Below are 13,750 nucleotides of genomic sequence, written 5' to 3' on the forward strand. Positions count from 1 at the left end.
TAAAAAGGCGGTGATTTATCACCGCCTTTTTTCTTGCGCGCTAGCGACCTCAGGGATGCCGAGGCTGCCCGTGCCGACCTGCACGGAAACAGCCCCAAGTCCTGTCTCTAGGGCTGCGCGACTTCGGACAAAATGCTGTCCAGTGCTGCCAGAATCATCTCTACCCCTTCGCTGTCGATGGTCAAAGGTGGACGGATCTTGAGGATATTGTCCTTTGGTCCCTCGCTGCCAATCAAAATACGGTGATCCCGCATGCGGTTTTTCACATAGGAACAGATCTGCGTCGCCTCAGAGCCATCCGCCGTGATCAACTCCACCCCCAGAAACAGCCCCATGCCGCGCACATCACCAATGCTGACGTGTTTTTCCTGCAATGCCTTGAGACCCGAGATCAGATCCGCGCCCATCAGGCGGGCATTCTGCTGCAGGGCTTCGTCGTCGACGATATCCAGCACCTCTTTGCCCATGCGACAGGACAGCGTTGAACCGCCAAAGGTGGAAAAAAATTCGGGCCCTTTGGCAAAGCTGTCGGCGATGGCGCGGGTGGTGACCAGCACGCCAAGGGGATGCCCATTGCCAATGGGTTTGCCCATGACCACGATATCGGGACTGGCGCCCTGGTGTTCAAAGCCAAAATAATACTCCCCAAGACGTCCCAGTCCGGTTTGCACCTCGTCGGCTATACACACCCCACCTGCGGCGCGGATCTTGTTATAGACCGCTGGCAGGTAGCCTTTGGGCGGGATGATCTGGCCCCCAACCGAGGGAAAGGTCTCGGCGATGAAGCCGGCAATCCCCTGGCCGCGCTGTTGCAACGCGGCAATGGCGGGATCGACCAGATCGGCAAATTTCTGCGCCCGGTCGGGATCATCGCGGCGGTAGCTGCCACGATAGTCATCTGCAACTTCGACAAGCTCGACCCAATCCGATTTGCCAATGCCGCCCTTGGCGTTGAATTTATAGGCGGAGACGTCAATCGCCCCGGTGGTGTTGCCGTGATAGCCGTGATCCGGTGTTACCATGCCCTTGGCGCCTGTATGGGCGCGGGCCAGACGCAGGGCCAGCTCGTTGGCCTCACTGCCGGAATTGACAAAGAAGCACACCTCCAGATGGTCTGGAAGCTTGGAGAGGATCTTATCCGCAAAGGCGGTTTGCGCCGGGTGCAGGTAACGCGTGTTGGAGTTCATCCGCTTCAGCTGATTCGCCGCCACGGCCTGAATGCGCGGGTGGGCGTGGCCGACGTGAGGCACGTTGTTATAGGCATCCAGATAGGGGCGGCCCCATTCATCAAACAGGTGGTGCTTCCAGCCACGGACCAGCATCACCGGGTCGGCATAGGTGAGGCTGAGGTTGCCGCCAAAATGATCCCTGCGGCCCTGGCGGATCTCTTCCTTGCTGGTGGGTTCATAGCGGCATTTCTCATCCGGCAGGTTCAGCAGGGCTGCCGGATTGGGGCAGATGGCCCGCCACAGATACATCTCATCCGGATCGCCAACACCGGGCCAGTCGGCCTCGATCCCCTGGGTGGTCAGCGCCAGCTGGAAATGCACATGCGGCGCCCAGCCGCCATTCATGCTGGCATCGCCAAGGCGGCAGAACTCGGCGCCTTTCTCAATCCGGTCGCCAATTTTGAGCCGACTGCAGCACTCAGGGTTGAGATGACCATAAAGCGTGTAAAACGGATCTCCCGCCGGGGTCGCATGGCGCAGGATGATCACCCCGCCATAGTCCAGATGCCCGGTGCGGTTTTCCACCACAAAGACCTCGCCTGCCAGCGGCGTAAACATCGGCGTGTCGGCCGGGGCAAAGGCGTCCACCGCCAGATGCACAGTGCGCCGATTGCTGGCCTTGTAAGGCCCTTTGCGGAAGGCGGGTTCGGCGTAGATCAGTCTTGGCTCGTGGTAGTAGCCCAACCAGATCGTGTCACCGTCTTCGAATTCTTCACCAACCCGAGCGGCCTCCGCGAGGGGCATGTGGAATGGATTCTGCGGCCAGCAGGAGTTTTCCACCGAGAGCGAGCCCATGGGCGCATCTGTCAGGTCTTCGCCCATCAGATTGGCAAAGTTTCCGCGTTCGGCATTGATCCACTGCATGACGCGCTCGGCGCCATCCACGACCGGCATCTCGCAGGCGGCCCGCAGCCGTGCCGACAGCAATCCGGGGTGGATTTCCACCCCTTCGAGAAAGCGCCAGGCGGGGGCCTGTGAAATGGTCACATAGGGGTCATCGGGGTTTTCCGCCGCCATCAGGGTCGAGTTCACCGCGCTCACGGCCAGTCGCATCCGCAGCAGCGGATAGACCAGATCAACCTCTTGCGGGGTTAGCGGATAGGCGCTGTGATAGCCTGCCACCAATGCGGCCAGGGCGGCTTCGGGATCCGGGTGGTCCAGCACGATATAGGCGGCGGCAATCGCCAGATCACAGACACGCGGCGCGGCGCATATGTCGCCCAGATCAATCAGGCCCGAAACCCGGCGTGGCGCTGTCAGCTCACCCGTGACCATGATGTTGTAGTCATTGGCATCATTGTGGATGGCCTGTTTGGGCAGGGCAGCTAAAACAGGCTCTAAATTGGAGAATTCAGTGTCGATTGCACGAATAAGACTCTGTCTGGCGGGGTCAGGAATAGAGTCGATTTCAGAGCCTATCCACCCGGCGCCTGTCAGATCCCATTTGAAATCGCGTTCCAACCCGGGGTGTTGGAAATCTGCCAGAGCCTTACCTGTGCCGCCCAGAACCGCGCCGACCTCATAGATCAGCGCCGGAGTTTTTGGGGTCGCTTGCGCGTAGCATTTTCCGGGCAGGCATTCGAGGAGCCAGCACAGCCGCGCCACGCCCTCTGCGTCCGGCAGCGACAGCATGGCGGCACCGTCCGAGGCTGGAATAACACGCGGACAGGGCAGCTCTGGGTCGTGGGAGGCGATGTGCTGAAAGGCCTGCACCTGCATCTCGACCAGCCCGGCCTCACATCCGGGGCGCATGGCCTTGAGGACGTAGCTGGTGCCATCTGTGTCTGTGGCCATGAAGTTGAGATCATATTCGCCGTCCAGGCGGCGCAGATCTGCGGTGATGCCCCAATGGGAATTCAGGGCATCAGCCCAGTGCTGTAGGTTCATTGCAATCGTCTCCCCGTCTGCCTGATAGCGGCAGTCCAATATTGGATCCTATTTGGACCGGGGAGGGGCGATTAGTCCAGCCAACCTTTGAGATTATTCTCGATGACGCCGGCAAGGGCGGCGATGTGGTCGTCATCATCGTTGAGACAGGGGATATACAGGAACGCCTCGCCGCCGGCCGCTTCAAAGCTCTCCTTGATCTCTTCGTTGATCTCTTCCAGGGTTTCGATGCAATCGGCGGAAAAGGCCGGGGCCATCACCGCGATGCTTTTCTTGCCCTCCTTGGCCAGGGTGGCAACGTGATCGACGGTATAGGGTTTCAGCCATTCTTCGGGACCAAAGACAGATTGGAAGGTGGTGGTGATCTCGGTGTTCTCCCAGCCGAGCCGTTCGCGCAGCAGCCGCGTGGTTTTCTGACACTGACAGTGGTAGGGATCGCCCTGCATCAGATAGCGCTTGGGCATGCCATGGTAGGAGACCACCAGAATGTCAGGGCGTTTATCGGCCTTGGCGTAGGCCTCTTCGACGGAACGGGCCAGGGCCTCGATATAGGCGGGCTGGTCAAAATAGGGCGCAATGGTGCGGGCGGCGGGCTGCCAGGTTTCCGCCATCAGGGCGCGAAAGAACTGGTCATTGGCGGTGCCGGATGTGGCGCCGGCATATTGCGGATAAAGCGGCACAAAGAGGATCTTCTGGCAGCCAGCCTCAACCATGGCGCGGACCTTGGATTCGGTCGACGGATTGCCGTAGCGCATACAGTAATCCACCATCACCTGATCGCCATAACGCTGGGTCATGACCTCTGCCATCTTGGCGGTCTGCTGTTTGGTGATGGTCATCAGCGGGCTTTCGCCCTTGTCGTGGTTCCAGATAGATTTATAGGCCGCCCCCGAGGCAAAGGGCCGTTTGGTCAGGATGATCAATTGCAGCAGCGGCTGCCATTTCCAGGCCGGGTAGTCGATCACCCGCTTGTCCGACAGGAATTCTCCCAGATAGCGGCGCATCGGCCAATAGCTGTAGTCATCCGGCGTGCCGAGGTTTGCCAGCAGGATGCCGACCTTTTCGCCTTTGATCTTTGGATGATCTGCTGGCGCGTGGGCGGGGCAGGTGGCGGGAGTGGAAGAATCCAACATAGGGGCGGTGGTCCTGTATCTGCGGCAAAGCGTTGCTTTTGGAATCCATGGCGAGGGTCACAATTCGCCACAAGATATGGTGTTACGTCGCCAAAGGCCAATTGGATCATATTGGCGCAGTGATTTGTTTTTCTTATCGGCGCGGCTGCGGCTCTATTTGGGCAATTTGGTCTCTGGCACCTTCAGCGCCTCGGCCAGGCGCATCTTGGCAGATCCGGGGCGCAGGGGTTGCTGTTGGCTGTCCGAGGGCGACCATCCGGTAAGGCAGACCAGTTCGAATGTGGCGGGCAATTTGCCGTTGTCCAGGGCAAAATGTTCTCGGTATAGGGCCTCGGTTTGGGCAAACAGGGCGCGGGGGCTGGGGCGTTTCAGGCGCTGGGCCATGGCATTGCCCTCGCCCATTGCGCGCAGGTCTTGCATCAGGTGCAGGCTATCGCGGTACTGCGCCGTCAGGGGCACTACATCTGCAACCGGCAGGGAAAATCCGGCCCGTTGCAGCAAGCCGCCCAGATCCCGAACCTCACCCATCGGCGCCACCCGCGGCGACAGCCCGCCACAAACCTGGGTCTCGGCCTCGGCCAGGGCGCTCCGCAATTCATGCAGCGTGCGCCCGCCCAGTGTCACGGCCAGCAGCAGCCCGTCCTCGGCCAGGGCGCGGCGACATTGAATCAGCTGCCCAACCGGATCATTGGCCCAGTGCAGCCCCATCGCGTGAATCACCAGATCATGGGCGTCGGGGGTGAGGTCCAGCACCTCACTATCGGGCACAATCCGGGCCTCCGGGAAGGTATTGCGCCAAATATCAGCAAAAGGTGAAACAATCGCAGGCCTCGTAAAGGTTCTGTTAACCAATGTTAAGCGATCTTCAACCTCGTCCCGTGCCAGTTCGTGAAGGAATAATGCCTCAGGCTGGTGGCGGGCGCGATGAATCGCCAATGCTTGGCGGTCGAACAGCTCTGGCTGTGATTTGGGTGCTTGCGTCATGGGGGCTTTTTAGATGTTGCGCGCGCAGTTTCAAACCGCTGTTTCACTTGTTTATCCCCCAAAATGCCTGGGCTGTGATGAATTGGTTGAGCAGGACTTTGGCCTGTGTGGCGCCTGTTGGGGGGATGCGCATTTCATCAGTGGCACGGTGTGCGAAGGCTGCGGTGTGCCATTGCCGGGAGATGAGGACGGGCACCGCCTGGACTGCGATGAATGCATGTCGATGGCGCGCCCCTGGAGCCAGGGCCGGGCGGCCATGCTATATAAGGACAAAGCACGAAATCTGGTGATGGCCTTGAAACATGGCGATCGCACCGATCTTGCTGCGCCGGCAGCGGGCTGGATCGAGCGGGCAGCGGCGCCCCTGTTGCGCGACAACCCCTTGGTCTGCCCGGTGCCGCTGCATTGGTCACGGCTGTTGAAACGTCGGTATAATCAGTCTGCCCTGTTGGCAGAACATCTGTCCCGGCAGGCGCGGCTGGACTACTGGCCGGACATGTTAAAGCGGATAAAGGTGACCCCCAGCCTGGAGGGCAAAACCCGAGCGCAGCGGTTTTCGGCGCTGAGCCAGGCTATTGTGGCGCATCCCCGTCACCAGACCCTGATGCAGGGGCGTGTGGTTTTGCTGGTGGATGATGTGATGACCTCGGGCGCGACCCTGACGGCCTGCGCCGATGCCTGCCGCGCTGCCGGGGCGGCAGACGTGCGGGTTGCGGTGTTGGCGCGGGTCACACGGGCGTGATCAGGTGGCACTGTCACTGGCAATGATTGCATTGCGGGCCCATATGGCTCAGAACCGAGACAACCTGACAATTGGAGACCCGCATGAAATCGGTCGAAATCTATACCTCGCCACTTTGTGGTTTTTGCCACGCGGCCAAACGCCTGCTGAACCAAAAGGGCGTGGAATTTTCCGAGGTCAACGTGCTGGCCAATCCGGGCCGCAAGCAAGAGATGATCCAGCGCGCCAATGGCGGCTATACCGTGCCGCAGATCTTTATTGGCGATACCCATGTGGGCGGCTGTGATGATCTTTATGCGCTGGAACAAGCGGGCAAACTGGATTCCCTGCTCGCCGCCTGAAAGGCAGTATAGAATACCGGCCAGATGACACAGGCTAGAAGACACGGGCCAGAAAACACCAGAAGGGGACCCCCGATGCGCGCCGCCTTGTTGCAGATCACGTCGAGTGACTGCCCGCGTGAAAACCTTGACCTGCTTCAGCGCCTGATCGCTGAGGCGGTCGAAAACGGCGCCGGGTTTGTTCTGACCCCAGAGGTAAGCAACTGCGTCTCGCTGAGCCGGGCGCATCAGCAAGAGGTTCTGTGTCTTGAAGAAGACGATCCAACCCTGGCTGCCCTGTGTGACACTGCCGCCGCGCATAAAATCTGGCTGTCGCTGGGCTCATTTGCGGTCAAAACCCATGATGGGGATGGCCGCTTTGCCAATCGGCAGTTTCTGATTTCGCCACGGGGTGAGATCACCGCGCGCTATGACAAGATCCATATGTTTGATGTGGAGGTCACCCCGGAAGAGACCTTTCGGGAATCCGATGGCTATCGACCAGGCAGCCGTGCGGTTACCGCCGAAACCCCCTTTGGCACTTTGGGGCTGACCATCTGTTATGATCTGCGCTTTCCGCATCTGCACCGGGCCCTGGCCCAGGCAGGTGCGGAAATTCTAATCGCCCCGGCCGCGTTTTCTCCGGTCACCGGTGCGGCCCATTGGCACGCATTGCTGCAGGCCCGCGCGATCGAGACGGGTTGCTATGTGCTGGCCGCAGCGCAGACAGGTACGCATCAATCCAGCCGAGGGGCGGTGCGAAAAACCTACGGTCACTCGCTGGTCGTCGCCCCCTGGGGTGAGATTCTGTCGGATGCGGGCACGGCTGTGGGGATAAGTTACGTTGATCTTGATAGGGGAAAAGTGGCAGAAGCACGCAGGCGTGTTCCTGCGCTGACCCATGATCGAGAGTTTAACGGACCCTGATGGAAGAATCCCACTCCCTGGCGGTCTCGCTGTTTAGCGAGATCTTGATGGCAGACCAACTGGCGCGCTCACGGTTGGGCAAAGCCCTGCCCAAGGGAATGGAATTGTCGCATTTCTCAGTTCTCAACCACCTGACCCGCACGGGGGTTGAACGCTCTCCGGCGCAATTGGCCAAGGCCTTTCACGTCACGCGCGGCGCCATGACCAATACGCTGAACAAGCTGGAAGTGGCGGGTTATATCCATATCCGCCCGGATTGGGATGATGCCCGGCGCAAGATGGTGGCGATCAGCCCGGCAGGGCGGCAGGCCCGTGACGCAGCCCTGGCCAGCATCGTACCGCTGATTTCTGAGGTGGTGAATGACCTTGGTGGGGACCGTGTCCGCGCGACGCTGCCGATTCTGCGTGAGCTGCGCGCAAAACTGGAATCCACAGCCTAATTCTCTTCTGACAATCTGGACCAAAATTTGAAAAGGGATGCCAGACCCAAACGGTGCCAGGCATCCCTTTTTGTCCATCTGAACCCTCTGTCGAGATGTGAGTGGTGGCAGAGCCAAAGCAAATCATGCTCTGGAGGTCGGGTTCAAATAGGTGCTTTTAGTCGGGTGGCCTGATGTCCGCCAGACAGAGCGTTGTGCGACGCACCTGAAAGGTAAGTCAAAATTATCTTATTCCTTTTGCGCCAGTTTCCAAAGACCGCAAAAGATTAAGACCCACCTATCCAAAAGGTTAGGTGGGTCTTATCGTCAACGCAGCCTGGTTCAGAGAGCCTCGGCTTAGCGATCTTTTACGCTGGCGGTGACATAGTTGACCGACAGATCCCGGTCCGAGATCGACCATTTCCAGCTCATTGGATTAAACACAAACCCCTTACGGTCTACCGGCGTCAGCCCTGCCTTTTGCAGCAGCTCCACCAGCTCGTCGGGGGTGATGAATTTATGCCATTCATGGGTGCCACGCGGCAGCCATCGCATCACTACCTCGGCACCAAAAATGGCCATGGCATAGCTTTTGGGATTGCGGTTGATGGTCGAGCAGATCTCCAAGCCGCCGGGCTTGAGCAGGTCTTTGGTGGCGGTGAGATAGCTCAGTGGATCAGCGACATGTTCGACCACTTCCATATTCAAAACCACGTCAAACTGTTCCCCTGCGGCGGCCATGTCCTCGGCGGTGGTGTGGCGGTAGTCGATCGTGAGTTCGGTCTGTTCCGCGTGCAGCCGCGCCACTGGCAGGTTGCCAGCCGCCGCATCGGCGCCGGTGACCTCGGCGCCAAGACGCGCCATGGGTTCACAGAGCAGCCCGCCACCGCAGCCAATATCGAGCAGGCGCAGCCCTTTGAATGGTTCTGGCTGGGTCAGGTCGCGGTCGAATTCTCCGGCAATCTGGCTGGTGATATAGTCCAGGCGGCAGGGGTTCAGCATGTGCAACGGCTTGAATTTGCCATTGGGATCCCACCATTCGGCTGCCATGGCCTCGAACTTTGCGATTTCTGCCGGGTCGACCGTGGATTGAGGCGCTTGCATTCCTGTCTCCGTATGTTCTTTTGTACGCTATGATGTCATCTAGGTCAGTAATGGACAAATTCTCGGATCAAAAGCGCGCAGTGCATTATCTTTATCCTCCGGTTGATACTTTTGACCAGCGGATGCTCGAGGTAGGGCAGGGCCACAAGATATATGTGGAACAATCGGGGAACCCGCGCGGGATCCCCGTGGTGGTCTGCCATGGCGGCCCTGGCGGCGGTAGCAGCCCGGCGATGCGCCGCTATTTTGACCCCATGGTCTACCGGATTATCCTGTTTGATCAGCGCGGCTGTGGGCGGTCGCAGCCACATGCCTCCTGCGAGGATAACACCACGTGGCATCTGGTTGCCGACATGGAGGAAATCCGCAGGCAGCTGCAGATCGAGACCTGGCTGGTTTTTGGCGGCAGCTGGGGCGCCACCTTGTCGCTGATCTATGCGCAAACCCACCCGGAGCGGGTGATGCAGATCATATTGCGCGGCGTGTTTCTGATGACCGCCGCCGAGCTGGATTGGTTCTACGGCGGTGGCGCCGGGCGGTTTTGGCCGGAGCCCTGGGCCAAATTTGTCGCGCCCATCCCCGAGGCCGAGCGCGGCGATTTGATCGCTGCCTATAACAAACGGTTGTTTTCAGGGAACCGGAGCGAAGAGGTTCTGCTTGGTCGCAGCTGGTCGGCCTGGGAAAATGCCCTGGCGTCGATCCATTCCAACGGCACCTCGATCGAGGGGCCGGGCGACTATGCCCGTGCCTTTGCCCGGTTGGAGAACCACTATTTCATCAATCGCGGTTTTCTTGATTTTGATGGGCAAATCCTGGCCAATATGGGCCGGATCTCGCATATTCCCGGCACCATTGTGCAGGGGCGCTATGATATGATCTGCCCGCCTGCTTCGGCCTGGAAGCTGAATGAGCTGTGGCCAAATGCGGAATTGATCATGGTGCGCAATGCAGGGCATGCTTTGTCAGAGCCGGGAATCAGTGCAGAGCTGGTGCTGGCCATGAACCGAATAGCCGAGGAACTGCTGCCTTGACCCGTATCGACCGCCGCGCCCTGTTCACCTCTGGTGCTGCCGCTGCTTTGCTGGCGGCAACTGGCACCTCGCTTGCGGCTTCTCCGCGGGCAGGTGGGGCGCTGCGTCTGGCCTTGCCCCGGGAAAGCGGCCTGCTGGATCTGGTTGCCCGTGGCGCGGTCCTGGACTGCCTGACCGAGATTGCACCGGATGGGCTGCTGCGGGCAGAGCTGGCCGCAGCCTGGGAAAGCCATATGGATGCGCGTGTCTGGCGGTTTGATCTGCGTCAGGATGTGCTGTTCCACGATGGCACGCCGCTGCAAGCTGCGGATGTTGTGGCCTCGCTCCAGGGGCGTTCTGTAGCGGGCGCTGACCAGATGTCGGTGACAGCGCTGGATCTGCACCGGGTTGAAATTCATCTGTCCCAGTCCAATCCGCATCTGCCCTATCTTCTGGCAGGCCCGGACTATGCGATTGCCCCTGGCGGTGCGGTTGACCTGCCCCTGGCGCATTTGGTGGGCAGCGGCTGTTACCAGGCTGAACGCGCCCAGGACGGGCGGCACTTTCGCGCCACCAAGGTGGCAGGTCACTATAAGGACGGTCAGGCTGGTTGGGTCGACAGCCTGGAGGTGATTGTCATTCCCGATGCCGCTGTCCGGGCTGAAGCCCTGCGTGATGGCTTTGTCGATGTGGCGGCCCTGCCGCAGCCAGCCGAGCTGTTGAAACGCGGTGGCTTTCTTTATCATCCCTCAGCCGAGGATATGGCCCTGGCGACGCGATCGGATGTGGGCATTCCCCGCGTGGTGGGGCAGCAATCCGCCCTGGACGATGGCCGTATCGCCGAACGCTGGTGGCGGCTGTAACCTGATCTACGGTGACGCGCGGCAGAACCACAGACAGAAAGCAGGTTTAGGGCCGGTGCGCTGCAACCCTGGGCCTTTGCAACACAAGGCTTGCAGATTCGGAACAAGGGGCGTATATGGCTTTTCAACAGCGGCGTGTTGAGCTCTGGTTCAAGACACCTCCGGATAAGTTCAACGGGCCGCGCGCCCGTTTTTTTGTGTCCTTCGGGATGCCGAATCCACCGCCCAACCTGATTGTGGCCAACCCGATTGTGGGAAGCTTAATGACCAACGACCTGATTGCCAAAGCCGCGATTGACCGCCGCCTGGCTGAAATCCTTATCCCTGTGATCGAGGATCTCGGCTATGAACTGGTGCGCATTCGCCTGATGTCCGGCAAAACCACCACGCTGCAAATCATGGCTGACAAGCCAGAAGGCGGTATCGAGGTGGATGACTGTGCTATTGTCTCCAGCGCGGTGAGCGCCACGCTGGATGTCGAGGATCCGATCCTTGATACCTATACGCTGGAGGTCTCCAGCCCTGGTATCGACCGGCCGCTGACCCGGCTGAAAGACTTTGACATGTTTGAAGGTTACGAGGCCAAGCTGGAAACCGACGAGCTGGTTGGTGGCCGCCGCCGCTTTAAGGGTGAGCTGGCAGGCACCGAAGGGGATGAAGTCCTGATCAATATCGAAGATCAGGGCGAGACCGTTACCATTGGTTTGAAATTTGATTGGCTCTCGGATGCCAAACTGGTTTTGACCGATGATCTGATCACGGAAATGCTGCGCCAGCGCAAAGCTTCCGGCACATTAAACGAAGACGCATTCGACGAGATCGAGGCCGAAGGGTCCGAAGAGGAGAACAAGTAATGGCTATCACCTCTGCAAACCAGCTAGAGCTGTTGCAAACTGCCGAAGCTGTGGCACGCGAAAAGATGATCGACCCCGGTCTGGTGGTTGATGCGATGGAAGAAAGCCTCGCCCGCGCCGCCAAGAGCCGCTATGGCAGCGAGATGGATATCCGCGTGTCGATCGACCGCAAGACCGGCAAGGCGACCTTTACCCGGGTGCGCTCGGTTGTTGAGGATGATGCGCTGGAAAACTACCAGGCTGAATTCACCGTCGAGCAGGCCAAACAGTATATGGCAGACCCCAAGGTTGGGGACACTTTTGTCGAAGAAGTCCCGCCAGTGGAAATGGGCCGTATCGCGGCGCAATCGGCCAAGCAGGTTATTCTGCAGCGGGTGCGCGAAGCAGAACGGGACCGCCAGTACGAAGAGTTCAAGGATCGCGCGGGCACCATCATCAACGCGCTGGTCAAACGCGAAGAATACGGCAATGTCATTGTTGATGTGGGTGCGGGCGAAGGCATCCTGCGTCGCAACGAGAAAATTGGCCGCGAGAGCTATCGCCCCAATGACCGTATCCGGTGCTACATCAAAGACGTGCGCCGCGAGCCCCGTGGCCCGCAGATCTTCCTGAGCCGGACCGCACCAGAATTCATGGCTGAATTGTTCAAAATGGAAGTGCCGGAAATCTATGACGGCATCATCCAGATCAAGGCCGTGGCCCGCGATCCCGGTTCCCGCGCAAAAATCGCCGTGATCTCCAACGATGGTTCGATTGATCCGGTTGGCGCCTGTGTGGGTATGCGCGGCAGCCGTGTTCAGGCTGTTGTGAACGAATTGCAGGGTGAAAAGATCGACATCATTCCATGGAATGACGACCAGCCCACCTTCCTGGTGAACGCGCTGCAGCCAGCCGAGGTTTCCAAGGTTGTTCTGGACGAAGAAGCAGGCAAGATCGAAGTTGTGGTGCCCGAAGAGCAGCTGAGCCTGGCGATTGGCCGTCGGGGGCAGAACGTGCGTCTGGCCTCGCAGCTGACCGGGCTTGATATCGACATCATGACCGAGGAAGAAGAATCGGCCCGCCGCCAGAAGGAATTCGAAGCGCGCACCGGTTTGTTCATGGAAACCCTGGATCTGGACGAATTCTTTGCCCAGCTGCTGGTCTCCGAAGGGTTCACCAACCTGGAAGAAGTTGCCTATGTTGAGCTCGACGAGCTGACCGTTATCGACGGTGTCGACGAAGGCACCGCCGAAGAACTGCAGGCCCGTGCCCGCGACTATTTGGAAGCCAAGGCAAAGGCCGCCATCGACGCTGCCCGCGCGCTGGGCGCCGAGGACAGCCTGATCCAGTTTGATGGTCTGTCCCCGCCAATGATCGAGGCCCTGGCCAAGGACGACATCAAGACGCTGGAAGACTTTGCAACCTGCGCCGACTGGGAACTGGCCGGTGGCTGGACCAACGACAATGGGGAACGGGTCAAGGATGACGGTATTCTGGAGCCCTTTGGCATGAGCCTGGAAGAGGCCCAGACCCTGGTCATGACCGCACGCGTGATGCTGGGCTGGGTTGATCCCGACGATCTGCTTGGTGCTGAAGACAGTTCAGAAGATCTCGTCGAAGGTGACGAAGAGGAAGCCGGGGCGTAAGCCTCGGATTTCCGGTAGGAGAGAGACAGCATGGGTCGCGCAGGCGCCAGGAAAGATCACGACGATGGGCCGGAACGCAAATGTATTGCGACTGGCGAGACCCAGCCAAAGCAGGGTCTAATTCGTTTTGTGATGGGGCCTGATTCTCAGGTGGTGCCCGATGTCTTTGGCAAATTGCCGGGACGTGGGGTTTATGTGACAGCCAGCCGTGAAGCGCTGGATCTGGCGGTAAAGAAGAAACTCTTTGCCCGTGGGTTCAAGGCGCCGGTGACGCTGCCGGATGATCTGGCAGATGAGGTGGAGCGCCAGACGCTGCGCCGGTTGGTTGATCTGCTAAGTCTGGCGCGCAAATCTGGCCAGGCTGTTGGCGGCTATGAAAAAGTCAAGGATTGGCTAGGTAAAGAACATGCCACAGTTCTGATTCAAGCAAGTGATGGATCAGGGCGCGGCAAATCGAAATTGAGTACCCCGCACCGGGGAAGTTTTATCGGATGCCTCACAGCGGATGAGCTGGGGATGGCATTTGGGCGTCAAACTATGATACATGCGGCGCTCGCCTCTGGTGGACTCAGCAAACGTGTTGTAGACGAGGCGCAACGGTTGCAGGGTTTGCGTGAAATGGTGGGCGGCAGCGGCCGCACAGAAGGATAAAG

Annotated in this window: 13 protein-coding genes; 9 read left to right on the plus strand and 4 right to left on the minus strand. The window is 59.4% G+C overall.

Translation table 11 applies throughout. The annotated features are described in order from the left end of the window. Positions 1-107: 107 nt before the first annotated feature. The 3 genes from ARCT_RS0122770 to ARCT_RS0122780 form a co-directional block, all read right to left on the minus strand. Positions 108-3,116 carry an aminotransferase class III-fold pyridoxal phosphate-dependent enzyme gene (locus ARCT_RS0122770; RefSeq protein WP_027242146.1) on the minus strand — a complete coding sequence of 1,003 codons (3,009 nt, stop codon included), beginning with the start codon at positions 3,114-3,116 and terminating at the stop codon, positions 108-110. Between the two features lie 71 nt (positions 3,117-3,187). Continuing rightward, the gene (hemH, locus tag ARCT_RS0122775) at positions 3,188-4,249 is read right to left on the minus strand and encodes a ferrochelatase (RefSeq protein ID WP_027242147.1); all 1,062 of its coding nucleotides are present in this window, start codon (positions 4,247-4,249) and stop codon (positions 3,188-3,190) included. A 153-nt stretch (positions 4,250-4,402) separates the two neighbouring features. Further along, entirely contained in the window at positions 4,403-5,233 is an 831-nt protein-coding gene (locus tag ARCT_RS0122780; protein WP_027242148.1) for a methyltransferase domain-containing protein, read from the minus strand. Positions 5,234-5,246: 13 nt separating this feature from the next. Here ARCT_RS0122780 and ARCT_RS0122785 point away from each other — a divergent pair, with 13 nt between their 5' ends. The 4 genes from ARCT_RS0122785 to ARCT_RS0122800 all read left to right on the plus strand — a co-directional run bounded on the left by ARCT_RS0122785 (position 5,247) and on the right by ARCT_RS0122800 (position 7,662). Further along, positions 5,247-5,975 carry a ComF family protein gene (locus tag ARCT_RS0122785; RefSeq protein ID WP_027242149.1) on the plus strand — a complete coding sequence of 243 codons (729 nt, stop codon included), beginning with the start codon at positions 5,247-5,249 and terminating at the stop codon, positions 5,973-5,975. Positions 5,976-6,058: 83 nt separating this feature from the next. Continuing rightward, positions 6,059-6,316: a glutaredoxin 3 gene (gene grxC / locus ARCT_RS0122790; RefSeq protein ID WP_027242150.1), complete on the plus strand. Its 258-nt coding sequence runs from the start codon at positions 6,059-6,061 to the stop codon at positions 6,314-6,316. 75 nt (positions 6,317-6,391) lie between these two features. Then, positions 6,392-7,222: a carbon-nitrogen hydrolase family protein gene (locus tag ARCT_RS0122795; RefSeq protein ID WP_027242151.1), complete on the plus strand. Its 831-nt coding sequence runs from the start codon at positions 6,392-6,394 to the stop codon at positions 7,220-7,222. Then, the gene (locus ARCT_RS0122800; RefSeq protein WP_027242152.1) at positions 7,222-7,662 is read left to right on the plus strand and encodes a MarR family winged helix-turn-helix transcriptional regulator; all 441 of its coding nucleotides are present in this window, start codon (positions 7,222-7,224) and stop codon (positions 7,660-7,662) included. The genes ARCT_RS0122795 and ARCT_RS0122800 overlap by 1 nt, the downstream gene beginning before the upstream one ends. Positions 7,663-7,998: 336 nt before the next feature. Here ARCT_RS0122800 and ubiG read toward each other — a convergent pair whose 3' ends face one another. After that, entirely contained in the window at positions 7,999-8,745 is a 747-nt protein-coding gene (gene ubiG, locus ARCT_RS0122805) for a bifunctional 2-polyprenyl-6-hydroxyphenol methylase/3-demethylubiquinol 3-O-methyltransferase UbiG (protein ID WP_027242153.1), read from the minus strand. Between the two features lie 50 nt (positions 8,746-8,795). Between ubiG and pip the strand changes: the two genes are divergently transcribed. The 5 genes from pip to ARCT_RS0122830 all read left to right on the plus strand — a co-directional run bounded on the left by pip (position 8,796) and on the right by ARCT_RS0122830 (position 13,748). Next, the gene (gene pip / locus ARCT_RS0122810; RefSeq protein WP_027242154.1) at positions 8,796-9,776 is read left to right on the plus strand and encodes a prolyl aminopeptidase; all 981 of its coding nucleotides are present in this window, start codon (positions 8,796-8,798) and stop codon (positions 9,774-9,776) included. Next, the gene (locus ARCT_RS0122815; protein ID WP_027242155.1) at positions 9,773-10,618 is read left to right on the plus strand and encodes an ABC transporter substrate-binding protein; all 846 of its coding nucleotides are present in this window, start codon (positions 9,773-9,775) and stop codon (positions 10,616-10,618) included. The genes pip and ARCT_RS0122815 overlap by 4 nt, the downstream gene beginning before the upstream one ends. Before the next feature lie 263 nt (positions 10,619-10,881). Next, entirely contained in the window at positions 10,882-11,472 is a 591-nt protein-coding gene (gene rimP / locus ARCT_RS0122820) for a ribosome maturation factor RimP (protein ID WP_027242156.1), read from the plus strand. Next, positions 11,472-13,097 carry a transcription termination factor NusA gene (nusA, locus tag ARCT_RS0122825; RefSeq protein WP_027242157.1) on the plus strand — a complete coding sequence of 542 codons (1,626 nt, stop codon included), beginning with the start codon at positions 11,472-11,474 and terminating at the stop codon, positions 13,095-13,097. Before rimP ends, nusA begins: the two co-directional genes overlap by 1 nt. A gap of 30 nt (positions 13,098-13,127) precedes the next feature. After that, on the plus strand, positions 13,128-13,748 hold the full coding sequence (locus ARCT_RS0122830; RefSeq protein WP_027242158.1) for an RNA-binding protein: 621 nt from the start codon (positions 13,128-13,130) through the stop codon (positions 13,746-13,748). The last annotated feature ends 2 nt before the right edge of the window (positions 13,749-13,750 follow it).

The organism is Pseudophaeobacter arcticus DSM 23566 (assembly GCF_000473205.1).
GTDB classification, from domain to species: domain Bacteria; phylum Pseudomonadota; class Alphaproteobacteria; order Rhodobacterales; family Rhodobacteraceae; genus Pseudophaeobacter; species Pseudophaeobacter arcticus.

Excerpts from the sequence above, each read along its gene's own strand:
- hemH (WP_027242147.1), bottom strand. The coding sequence starts at position 4,249 with ATGTTGGATTCTTCCACTCCCGCCACCTGCCCCGCCCACGCGCCAGCA.
- ARCT_RS0122800 (WP_027242152.1), top strand. The coding sequence starts at position 7,222 with ATGGAAGAATCCCACTCCCTGGCGGTCTCGCTGTTTAGCGAGATCTTG.
- ARCT_RS0122770 (WP_027242146.1), bottom strand. The coding sequence starts at position 3,116 with ATGAACCTACAGCACTGGGCTGATGCCCTGAATTCCCATTGGGGCATC.
- ARCT_RS0122795 (WP_027242151.1), top strand. The coding sequence starts at position 6,392 with ATGCGCGCCGCCTTGTTGCAGATCACGTCGAGTGACTGCCCGCGTGAA.
- rimP (WP_027242156.1), top strand. The coding sequence starts at position 10,882 with ATGACCAACGACCTGATTGCCAAAGCCGCGATTGACCGCCGCCTGGCT.
- ubiG (WP_027242153.1), bottom strand. The coding sequence starts at position 8,745 with ATGCAAGCGCCTCAATCCACGGTCGACCCGGCAGAAATCGCAAAGTTC.
- ARCT_RS0122830 (WP_027242158.1), top strand. The coding sequence starts at position 13,128 with ATGGGTCGCGCAGGCGCCAGGAAAGATCACGACGATGGGCCGGAACGC.
- nusA (WP_027242157.1), top strand. The coding sequence starts at position 11,472 with ATGGCTATCACCTCTGCAAACCAGCTAGAGCTGTTGCAAACTGCCGAA.
- ARCT_RS0122785 (WP_027242149.1), top strand. The coding sequence starts at position 5,247 with ATGTTGCGCGCGCAGTTTCAAACCGCTGTTTCACTTGTTTATCCCCCA.
- ARCT_RS0122780 (WP_027242148.1), bottom strand. The coding sequence starts at position 5,233 with ATGACGCAAGCACCCAAATCACAGCCAGAGCTGTTCGACCGCCAAGCA.
- grxC (WP_027242150.1), top strand. The coding sequence starts at position 6,059 with ATGAAATCGGTCGAAATCTATACCTCGCCACTTTGTGGTTTTTGCCAC.
- pip (WP_027242154.1), top strand. The coding sequence starts at position 8,796 with ATGGACAAATTCTCGGATCAAAAGCGCGCAGTGCATTATCTTTATCCT.